Below are 8,286 nucleotides of genomic sequence, written 5' to 3'. Positions count from 1 at the left end.
GGCGCAGTACGGCAAATGCATGTTCGCTCACGCCTGATCCTCGGCTGCGCGGATCTTGTTGATGGTTTGCGTGGTGGAGGTGGCAAACAGGAAGGGAATATCGCTGAGCTGGCGCAGTACGGCAAATGCATGTTCGCTCACGCCTGATCCTCGGCTGCGCGGATCTTGTTGATGGTTTGCGTGGTGGAGGTGGCAAACAGGAAGGGAATGGAATGCACCTGGCCGCCACGGGCCAGGGTTTCGGCGCTGCCGACAATCTTGTCCACCGCCCAGTCGCCGCCCTTGACCAGCACATCCGGCTTGACCAGCTCGATCAGCTCGGCCGGGGTGTCACTGTCAAACCAGGTTACCAGGCTGATGCTTTCCAGCGCGGCCAGCACGGCGGCGCGGTTCTGCTCGTTATTGATGGGCCGGTCCTCGCCCTTGCCCTGACGCTTGACCGAGGCATCGGTATTCAGCCCCAGCACCAGGCTGGCACCCAGCGCCCGGGCCTGTGCCAGGTAGGTAACATGACCGCGATGCAGGATGTCGAAACAGCCGTTGGTGAACACGATGGGACGCGGCAATGCCGCCAGTCGCTGTGCCAGTTGTTCCGGCGGGCAGATCTTGTCTTCGAATGCAGGTGTGGGGTAGGACATGGCAAGGCCTGTAAGGAGCGTGACTGGCCGACATTATACGGTAGTCACGCCCTCAGGCTGCATGCCGACACAGAAACAATGCGCCGGAATGCGGCGGCGGCCCTACTTCCAGCAATCGGCGGTGGAATAGGTGCCGCTAGACCCTTTGTTGCCCAATGAATCCAGCGTCAGCGTGCCGCACTGGCTCTCGGGAGACTGGCTGTTGGCCGGCACCGCATTCACCTGGAAACCGGCCGGGGCCGTGCCGCTGGCCACGGTGATGTTGTACAGGATGGAGGTGCCGGTCGCTCCCAGCGGGCTGACCTGGGTGGCACCGATGTTGTACTGGTTGTTCATGGTGTAGTAACGCTCCTGCTCCTGCGCCACTTGCAACATCACGGTTTCCGCCTCGCTACGGTGGCCACGAATGATGTAGTTGCGATAGGACGGCAGGGCAATCGCCGCCAGAATGCCGACGATGGCCACGGTGATCATCATTTCGATCAAGGTAAAACCGCTGTTTTTATCCGTCATGTTCTTGCTCACCAGGATTGAATGATTTCCCGCCAGGACAGGCGACCATACATGGTGCTGTAGTTGGCATTCCCCTGCATGCCGATTCCCCCGCTGGAGCCGGTGCTGTTAAGGATATAGCTCTTGCCGGCCACCATCACCAGCATGGGGCCTCCGGGCGCAATGCCGTTGCTGGTCACGGCATTGGCTGCCTGGTCGGTACTGTTCATCGAGCCATTGCCCGAGGTGTCGTAAATTGCCGAGGTCGTGCCGCCACCGGTGGCATAGTTCAGGCCGAACAAGGTGGTGGTGCCACCACTGCCGCACACGCTGGTGGACGAAGGCGTGATGGCGGTGAAGTAGGACAGCGTGTTCTGGTACAAGGCCGGCGTGGTCACCACCCGGCTATTGGTGAAACCGGTAGCGGTCAGCGGCAGATACCAGCCGTTGCAGCCACTGGGCAGGTAGCCGTTGACCCCGGAGCACGACGAGATGGTGGAGGTCGTGTTGTTGCTGATGCTGTAGTAGGTCAGCGAGTTACCGTTGCTGATATCGGTACTGGTCGTCACCTGCGAACCGATGCTCTGCGCCAGCAGGTTGGCCGAGATGGTGGTTTTGCCGGACAAGGTGCCATCGTCGCGGATGCCGTACAGGGTCTGGGTATTGCTCTGGCTCAGGTCATTGCCGGACAGATACTGTCCGGTGCCGAACAACACCAGATAACCACGCAGCGGGTCACGGGTCACCTTCACCCCGGAAGTGATGGGCTGCACCGTGCTGGCGGTGCACTGGGTGCCACTGGTCTGGCCGGTGGATGCACCGGCACAGGCGGTGAACAGCGGGGTGGTCGGTGCAGTCCAGTTGCCCGGCGTGGCGGATGACAGGTCGAACTTCCACAAATTGCCGTTCAGATCACCCGCATACACGGTTTTTACCGCACCATTGCTGATGATGATGCCCGGCTCGGACAGGCCATTGGGCGAAGTATTCAGCAAGGTGGGGGTGGGCAGGTCGATACGGAAATAATTGCTGCCCTGCGTCCAGGCCGTGCCGGGCTGCTTGTCCAGATACAGCACGAACAGCGAGGCCGTGGTGCCGCTGCTCTGGTTATAGCCATTGCCGAATATCACGCGGCCGGCCATTGGCCAGCTTGGTGATGACAGGACTGCCAATGGTATAGCCCAGCTTGGCATCGTCCTTGGCCGAGAACTCCCACAGCACATTGCTGCTGCCCAGGCTGTCCACATGGGTGACATCCAGTGCATACACGCTGCTGCCACCTGCCCCGGTCGTCCCCACCACCACCGAACGGGCTTCCGGAGTTGCCAGTGCCGAGCCATTACTGCCATACCGGAAGCACACATCCTTGTAGAGCGGCGAGCCGTCATTGAAGAACTGGTGTGAATAGCTGGTAGAGCTCAGATTGGGCAGATTGGGGTAAATGCTGGCCGGCAGGTAGGCCGCCAGTTCATTGCCCACATTACTGCTGCCGTAGGTGGCGTTGAAAATGTGCAGGAAGCCATCGTTGGCGGCTACGGCCACTGCGGCCGGCCGGGCAAAAATGGTCGCCCGGTCCGTTGCCGGACTGGACAGATTGGCATCGTAGGAGCAGCCACTCGGATCCGCCGTCGGCGTAGGAATGAACACCGGCGTGGAATGCACCACATCGCCCATGCGGTAGTTGCGGGTGCGGAACTGTGGCGAAGCGGAGCTGCCCTCCTGGGTTTTGTCACCACGCAGGTAGTTGACCCGATAAGTACCGTAACCACCGGTATTCAGCCCGGTGTACTGGAAGCTGGTGGTACCGGTCGGAACATCGGTCTTGGTGCTGAGTGCGGAATACCAGCTGGTATTGAATGTTGCACCGCTCATGGTGGTGTAGTCGTAAGTCAGCACATTACGCGAGCTCACACTGTTGTTCAGCTGGGTTTCCAGTTTCAGCTTGGCCTGCCATGCCGGGGTGTAGCTCACGGTAATGCCACCGGTGGAACTGGTAGTCAGTGAATAGGTGTTGGCGATCAGGTCACCACTCCAGTCGGTGGAGTTGAACGCTGGCTGGAATATATAGGTACTGGCAGTGAATACCTTGCTACCGGTAAAGGAACCTGCCAGGCCTGCCTGCGATGCATTGGCAGCACCGGACACCGTACTGAGTGCATTGGTAAGCGCACTCACCATGGCAGCCGGATTATTGGCCGGTGCATAGTTGGTTGGTGTGCCGGTATAACCGGTGGCCGGGCTGGGGAACACCGAAATGGAGCTGGTACCGGTAGTGGATGTGCTGCTACTGGCCGCCGACGCCCACTCCTTGGGAAGATCCGGCCAGCTATTTGCATTGGAGTCGGTAAATCCGCCATATTTTGCCGCCATGAAGAAGGCATTGCAGACATTGGAACTCCAATTGGAGGAGCATGGAGAGTTACCAACCCCCTTGTAGTTACCGCCCTCCACCACATCAATCATGAAGGAGCTGACACTGGCCGTTTTGCTGTCCCCGGACTTGGTGCGGATATTGTTGGTATTCGCCCACCAGGCCATGCCGGCTATATACGGTGGCGAGTTGGTGGAACCGGTATTCACCGTCTGGTATTGGGTGCCGGTCATGCCCTCATCCGTACCCAGGTTCTGCGTCCAGGTCGTCACGTTGAAGGCGGTGTCATCGGTCGGCACGGCAGCGCCGGACCAGCTGGAACCGGGCACGTCAATATCATTGTGCGTATTGGTGTCACCAATATAAATGATGAAGTTTTTCTGGCAGGAATTCAGGATGGGATCATCCCAGTCGGTAATGGCCGGGAAACCACCTTGCCAGCTGGTATTGGAACTGAGAGAACTGGTAAAGGTGGAGTAATTGCCATAATTGCGGAAATAGCGCAACGCGGCATAGTACAGATGGGCGGCAGGGTCGTATTGCTTGTAACCGATATTGCTGGCAATGGTGTCGCCAAACTTGTTCAGGTAATTGACTACCCCGCTATTGGACACCGCCAGCGTGCTGCCATAGGTGGTTGAGGTATCGGTGGAGGTAATGGTATGTGCAACGGCATCGTTGGCATCCGGATTCACCACGAAAGTCCCATCGCTGTTCCACTCGGCACCCAGCGTGTAACTGCTGCCCGATCCACCCGTCACTGTCTGGGAAATACCCGGGTATTTCAGACGGGCACGCAAGGCGCCACCATCCTGGGTGTATTGGGTGTTCACCAGATAACTGGCAGCACCAAAACGCATCTTGCTGCCATTGGACTGAATCAGTCCTTCCGGCTTGTAATTGCTGCCATATTGCTTGCAGGTGTAAGGCGTGGTGCTGCCGGTTTCCACCATGCCGCTGACGCATACTTTGGCAATAGCGTTATCAATTTCATAAGGGGTGCTGGGTTGGCTGTTACTGCTGGCCCGATAAATGGACACACTCCACGGATGAGAGCCGCTACCGTAATTGGGGCCGTTGCTGAACCACACATTGGTATAGGTACTGGCATATGGCGTGACCTTGGCCAAGTAATTGGTACCGCTTACCGTCAGGCCGGATACCGCCTTGCCGGTAAGGTTGTAGCTCTGGTTCTGACCGGGCACCACGGCAGCACGACGCAAATAGGTAGTGGTGGTGGAGTCGCCGGCAGAATAATCACTCACCAGCGTGGACGCAGTGGTATTACCTGTAGAGGTAGACCATCCGCCAGTACCCAAGGCGCGGTTACCACCGGTCAGGGTGGCACGGAAAACATCAATGGCCGTCATGGTGGCCCAGTTCAGCAAATTGCCGCTCCAGGCCGTGCCATCACAGGTATAAATCTTGTAACTGCCTACCGTAGTTAATGTAGCGCTGCTGTAGGGAGTGAAATAGCCGGTGGAACCCGAGCCGGTGTACTGATAGCACTTGGCATAATCAAAATATCCCAGAAACGGGGTATTGCCCACGCCGGAAACATCCAGGTCCGCCACGCTGCTGATGGATGTCTTGGTATTGAATGCCGAACCTGCGGTCGGAAATTCCACCGACAGGGCAAACATCACGTTCGGGCCATAGGAAGAGCCGATACCGGCCAGCGGCAGGGAACCGATGGACACCGCCGAAGCAGCCTGCGCCAGCGACAGGCAGCAAGCCCACAGCAACATTCCCAACATGCCAAATCTGGTTTTCATTGCCGACTCCATTTACTTCGACGGGCGGTAAACCGACTCGGTCACCGTCACGATATTGCTGTTGAAACCAAAACCCCAGGCGGTAATCCGGTACAGATAACTTTCCGTGCTCGCATCACTGCCCGGCGCCTGATCCGGAATGGCTTCAATGGCATAGCGCGGGGCTTGCAAGCTGAAACTGCCCAGGCTGCCGCCATTCCAGGCACTGCCGGGCACCGTAGCCACCGTGGTGGGCGAGGTGGAAATCGCAGTAGAGGCCAACAAAACACTCATCGGCCCACTGGCATAGTTGGAACACAGCCCGGTGGATGCGCTATTGGGACAGCTATTGAAACCCAGGTTGCCGCTGATCACGCCACTGGCAATTTGCCCCTCGGCATAGCGCAAGGCCGCCTCCGCGGCCTCCCGCGCCAGCAGGCCATCACGCCCGGCGCGCGCCAATCGTTCCTCTTGCTTGGACGAATAAAACGCGGTCAGGCCGATCAGCATCATGGCCACCAGCAGCACCAGCACCACCAGGAGGGCGGCCCCGCGTTGCGCAGGATTGATTGGAAGCGCTCGCATCACGACATCCTGTTGCGCAAGACAAAGGTGGAGTCATACAGGCGACGCGCCCAGCACGGATTGCTGGCACTGCACGCCACCGTGCCCGAGGCCAGCGGTGCCACCCAGGAGTTGTCGCTGGACGACACCGTTGCACCGTAATTGCTACCGAACATATTGAAGGTGGCACCACCAAAAGCCTCGGCCCGCGCCTGGTTGTAAACCGGGTCCTGCCTGGCCAGCAGTACCACACGCACCGCATACACCTTGTTCATGCTGATGGAAGAGCTGGGCGGCGTGTAATAGTCGGGCTGACCATCGCTGGCACTGTCCACACCCAGCAACACACCGATTCGTTCGATGTTCTCCGCCACAATGCCCGATGAAACCAGACTGCTGGTCAGCGCGCTGGACAGGGCGTTGCCATTGATGTCGGTCCAGCTGACATCACACATCAGCTGCGGTCGCACCACCTGCGGACTACTGCCAGTCCCCACGCCCTGAACCTTGATGTAGAAGCGGTTGGTCACAATCACATTGCTGGCCGCCGGCGACGGATTACCCAGACAGTCCGGCATGGCGGTATTGGAAGAAGCCTGCGGCCCGGTGATGTAGCTGATGGTCAGGGTATCGCTCTTCTGCCCCATGGCACTCAGGCTGGTGCTATTGCCATTACTCAGGGTAAAACTGCTGGTGCCACTGGCAATACTCACCGCAGCCGATGCACTCAGGCTGATCTGGCTGAAACCATCCGACCCGGCACTGCCCGATGCAGCGGCAGAATTGATGTGATTACAGGGCACCACCCAGTTACCACTGGCATTGGTGTTGCTATACGCCGCTTCATCACAATAACCCGACTGCTTCAACAGACGGCCAATCACCGCCAGGCCAATGCGGCCGTTATCTGTCATCAGCGCATTACCCGACTGCGCAGCCAGGGTCTGCTGGTTGGCAATAAAGATATTGGTTACGGCCAGCAGGATGAAAAAGCTGATGGTCACCGACACCATCAACTCCAGCATGGTGAAGCCCGCCTGAAAACGGCCACCACCATGCAATGCGGACACAGGATGCTTGCTCATGGTTTCACCAATACCGACATGGACGCGGTCGCGGTCTGTGAAGCCACACTGGTTGCCCGCTCCTGCCAGCTCACCGTCACCTGATAACCGAATGTCACACCGCCACTGGACACCTTGCTGACCGCCAATGCCGGATTGCTCAGGCCACTACTTGCGGCAATAGCCTGCATCTCGGCCAGATCGAAGGCCGCGCGATTGGCCGGCGTGGTGGACGGACAATTGCCGGAAGCAGCATAACAATTACCGCTGTAACTGCCGGATGCCGTGGAGTAGTCCGCCGCGGCATTGGCCCGGATACGGTCTGCCAGCTGCTCGGCCACCAGTGCCGCCTGCTGACGCCCGCTGCTCATGCTGGAATAGCGCAGATTATTCAGCTGCAAGGCAGCAACACCCAGCAAGCCAATAGCCACAATCACCAGTACTACCAGCACCTCGATCATGGTCACCCCGGCCTCATGCCGGATATTTCCTGGCATGGGACGGTTCATGGACAGGTCCCCAGGTTCAGGCGCTGCGGACGGCCATTGGCCAGGATGTTGACCTGTTGCGCCATGGTCGAACTCTTGCCTGTCACATCACAAATGGCAATCTTGGTGGTGGTTGTGGCTGCCGATCCGCCCGTACCACTGGCCTGCAATTGCAACTGGCCACCGGGCAGATACTGGAAGGCCGTGGTCGCACTCGGGGTCACGGTGACATACAAGGAAGACGGAATCGAACCGTGCACCACCAGCACCCCGGAAGCTGTCGGGCTACCGGTACGCTGATAGTCAACAAAGGATACCCAGCCGGAACTCCAGCTGGATGCATCACAACTCGGGACATTATTGCTGGTGGCCCCGGTGGAAGCGCACACCACCACAGGAACACCCATGCGCATGGCGTTGCTGCGTGCATTCAGCAAGGTCATGTCGAAATCGGTGGCAGCTTGCTTGATCCGGTTCTCCGTCACAAACTGCGACATCGACGGCAGGGCAATGGTCAGCAAAATGGCAAACACCGCCATCACCACCACCACCTCAATCAAGGTAAAGCCACGCAGGCAGCGCGTCCCGGCCATGGCGATTCTCAAGAAATTTCTACGCCATGAGCGTAAACCATCTGCAAAACAGTAAAGAATTTTCCGACAGAAGATAGTTTTTTTCTGACCAGCGGCGCGCAGAGGGCAAAAGAATCCGTTGTGCGGAGGGAAGGTCTGCAGCAGGAAGGCAGTAACAGGAGTCAGGACAGCCAGCATGGCGCATGGCCGACCCGCCGCCCAAATGCACAAAGCCCAGCTCGTGTGAGCTGGGCTTCGAAGGGGGAGTCTGGCAGTGTCCTACTTTCACATGGCGAATGCCACACTATCATCGGCGCTAAGGCGTTTCACGGTCCTGTTCGGG

8 protein-coding genes are annotated in these 8,286 nt (G+C 58.5%); all 8 read right to left on the bottom strand.

Annotated features, from left to right (window positions below; translation table 11 throughout):
• Window positions 1-137: 137 nt before the first annotated feature.
• The gene (gene rfaE2, locus AWT75_RS20030) at window positions 138-638 is read right to left on the bottom strand and encodes a D-glycero-beta-D-manno-heptose 1-phosphate adenylyltransferase (RefSeq protein ID WP_062791484.1); all 501 of its coding nucleotides are present in this window, start codon (window positions 636-638) and stop codon (window positions 138-140) included.
• A 102-nt stretch (window positions 639-740) separates the two neighbouring features.
• The gene (locus AWT75_RS20025) at window positions 741-1,151 is read right to left on the bottom strand and encodes a type IV pilin protein (protein WP_045845874.1); all 411 of its coding nucleotides are present in this window, start codon (window positions 1,149-1,151) and stop codon (window positions 741-743) included.
• Window positions 1,152-1,159: 8 nt separating this feature from the next.
• The gene (locus AWT75_RS20020; protein ID WP_062791481.1) at window positions 1,160-2,260 is read right to left on the bottom strand and encodes a pilus assembly protein; all 1,101 of its coding nucleotides are present in this window, start codon (window positions 2,258-2,260) and stop codon (window positions 1,160-1,162) included.
• Complete coding sequence (locus AWT75_RS23640) at window positions 2,238-5,276, bottom strand: pilus assembly protein (protein WP_161937789.1); 3,039 nt, start codon at window positions 5,274-5,276, stop codon at window positions 2,238-2,240. The genes AWT75_RS20020 and AWT75_RS23640 overlap by 23 nt, the downstream gene beginning before the upstream one ends.
• A 12-nt stretch (window positions 5,277-5,288) precedes the next feature.
• The gene (locus AWT75_RS20010) at window positions 5,289-5,840 is read right to left on the bottom strand and encodes a pilus assembly PilX family protein (protein ID WP_062791476.1); all 552 of its coding nucleotides are present in this window, start codon (window positions 5,838-5,840) and stop codon (window positions 5,289-5,291) included.
• Complete coding sequence (locus AWT75_RS20005) at window positions 5,840-6,904, bottom strand: PilW family protein (RefSeq protein ID WP_062791474.1); 1,065 nt, start codon at window positions 6,902-6,904, stop codon at window positions 5,840-5,842. The genes AWT75_RS20010 and AWT75_RS20005 overlap by 1 nt, the downstream gene beginning before the upstream one ends.
• Window positions 6,901-7,380, bottom strand: coding sequence for a type IV pilus modification protein PilV (pilV, locus tag AWT75_RS20000; RefSeq protein ID WP_204377131.1), 480 nt, complete (start codon window positions 7,378-7,380; stop codon window positions 6,901-6,903). The genes AWT75_RS20005 and pilV overlap by 4 nt, the downstream gene beginning before the upstream one ends.
• An 8-nt stretch (window positions 7,381-7,388) precedes the next feature.
• Window positions 7,389-7,964 (bottom strand): GspH/FimT family pseudopilin, encoded by a 576-nt coding sequence (locus AWT75_RS19995; protein WP_052693830.1) that lies wholly within the window; start codon window positions 7,962-7,964, stop codon window positions 7,389-7,391.
• Window positions 7,965-8,286: the final 322 nt, after the last annotated feature.

The organism is Aquitalea pelogenes (assembly GCF_001515305.1).
In the GTDB taxonomy this organism is placed as follows: Bacteria; Pseudomonadota; Gammaproteobacteria; order Burkholderiales; family Chromobacteriaceae; genus Aquitalea; species Aquitalea pelogenes.
The sequence above is the reverse complement of the archived record's forward strand: the minus strand, read 5'-3'. Positions and strand labels throughout refer to the sequence as shown.